Source organism: Capnocytophaga sp. oral taxon 380 str. F0488, from assembly GCF_000318255.2.
Classification (GTDB): domain Bacteria; phylum Bacteroidota; class Bacteroidia; order Flavobacteriales; family Flavobacteriaceae; genus Capnocytophaga; species Capnocytophaga ochracea.
Map to the genome: position 1 here is coordinate 1 of NZ_KB291215.1, position 1,991 is coordinate 1,991.

Genomic DNA, 1,991 nt, shown 5'->3' on the forward strand with positions numbered 1-1,991 from the left:
TCTAACCGATCTTCAAGTTATTGACTTCAGGTTTTACTCAATTCTTTAAATCTTCTTTGTGCTGTACAACATTATGTCAAAGTACGTGTTGTTTCTTTCTTTTGGGCGTATGCTATACCCCCTACAAATGTGCCTTATCGTCTCATTTGCGGGTGCAAAGGTACGGCGTTTTTTCAAACTAGCAAATTTTTTGAAAGTTTTTTTTAAGAAAATTTTAAATATTTATACAACTAATTGATTACTAACTTTATAAATTTTCAATATTTCTTTATTTGCCCTACAAAACCCACCGTTTTTTTCATCGTTATAGCAATTATTGTGGTTGATATTTCCCTTTTTTGTATTGCATCTGTATTACATCTTCTTTACTATCAACCACCCTTTCAGCGCAAAATCCTTCCGCATCACGCTCTATTTTTATATGTTTAGTAACACGTGTTTCCTCTATGGTATAGAAACCTCGCACCTTATGCTCTGAAATATGCAATTTGCTACTCATCTCTTTTTTTTCTCCCTCACAAGAAGTTTTTGCAGTTCCTCCCCCCGAAATATCAGCTGTATAAGAAAATATATCAGTACTTAACACTTTTTGCAACTTCCTCCCTTTAGTAATAAAATAGGTGAGCACCTCCGAGCCCATAGGCTTATTTCTATCGGCATTCGAGAAAAACACCCTCACCTGATAAGCAATCGCTTTCTTCCCCAACAGTGGCGTCTGAGATGCCACTTCCAAACCCTGTAAGCGCCCTCTATCACTATCTTCCCATTCACCTTCACCTATATAGTAGTTATCTATCATCTGTTTCTGAAGATTGTACAAAACAACATAAGCATCATAAAGCATCTTGTCCTTACTTCTTTTCTTTAAAGGAAAAACCACGAGCTTATGTATCGTATCTTCTTTTAGCCCTCGCTCAGTATAAAGTGCCCAATACACCTGACGTCTGTCGAGCTTAAATTTCGCCTCAATAGCTTTAAAAATAGCACTTTCATTTTGCAATTGTTCTTGTGCTACACCACACATCGGCAGTAATAACAGTAAGTATATAAACTTCTTCATTTTTTAATATTTTATTGATTGCGTCCTTGTTCTTCTGGATACAGTTTATAAACAGGCTCACTCTGCCAATATTCCTTCGTTTCAATATCCATAACCGTAAGGCGTCCTTTGAAGCCCGCCCCTGTATCTACATTTGCTACCCCGTTTATAATAAGAGGTTTATCAGTTCCCAAGCGCGTGGTAGGTGTATGTCCTATATAAATTTCATTATAGAGTTTCAAACGGTTAGGATAGTACTTATCCGTTTTAGGAAGACTAACGCTACAAGCAAGTTCCCAAAGCGTTCTATCCCAATAGTACATCTGTTCGAAATGCTCGTGAGCAATCCCCCGCAAATTAGTAAATCCCGCGTGAAGAAAAAGCCTATTTTTGCTATCCAAGTAGTAATTTTCAAGCGAGTTTATAAAATCAATATGAGCCTTTTTGCGCTCTGCCGAAACATTCCGATAAGCCTTTTCAGTAGCTTTTCCTCCGTGCAAACGCCAAAGAGTATCCATCTCTTTTCCTAAAAGAAACTCACGGCAAAGCGCATCGTGATTCCCTCTGAGGAACAAACAACGCTGTTTCTTTTGGTATCCGATGAGAAAATCCATCACCTCGGGAGTCTCACTCCAACCGTCAGCGTAATCACCAAGGAAAATAAGGTAGTCATCAGCTTGTATATCAGCCCTTTCAAGCACCTGCACCAAAGCGCGTAAAGCACCGTGTATATCGCCTATAACAAGAGTTCGCATAGTGTTTAATTTTGCTATTATTCGTCTGTGAAAAGTTCGGCAAAAGTAGTAATTTTTTTTCAATTATCAGACAATCTCTAATTTTCCACCTGCCCGTCGCGTTATAACCTCACATTACCTTCGTCATTCGTCCCCACATTCCCCTTTTTTCGTCGCTCTCTATTCGTCACTACACCCCCTCTCCTTGGGAGAAGTCT

The 1,991-nt window shown here is 38.8% G+C and carries 2 protein-coding genes; both read right to left on the reverse strand.

The annotated features are described in order from the left end of the window. Positions 1-313: 313 nt before the first annotated feature. The gene (locus HMPREF9078_RS08470; protein WP_009420295.1) at positions 314-1,060 is read right to left on the reverse strand and encodes a hypothetical protein; all 747 of its coding nucleotides are present in this window, start codon (positions 1,058-1,060) and stop codon (positions 314-316) included. An 11-nt stretch (positions 1,061-1,071) separates the two neighbouring features. After that, entirely contained in the window at positions 1,072-1,794 is a 723-nt protein-coding gene (locus HMPREF9078_RS08475; protein WP_009420296.1) for a metallophosphoesterase, read from the reverse strand. Positions 1,795-1,991: the final 197 nt, after the last annotated feature.

Bases quoted from the DNA above. Each gene is read 5' to 3' on its own strand.
- HMPREF9078_RS08470 (WP_009420295.1), bottom strand. From the start codon at position 1,060: ATGAAGAAGTTTATATACTTACTGTTATTACTGCCGATGTGTGGTGTA.
- HMPREF9078_RS08475 (WP_009420296.1), bottom strand. From the start codon at position 1,794: ATGCGAACTCTTGTTATAGGCGATATACACGGTGCTTTACGCGCTTTG.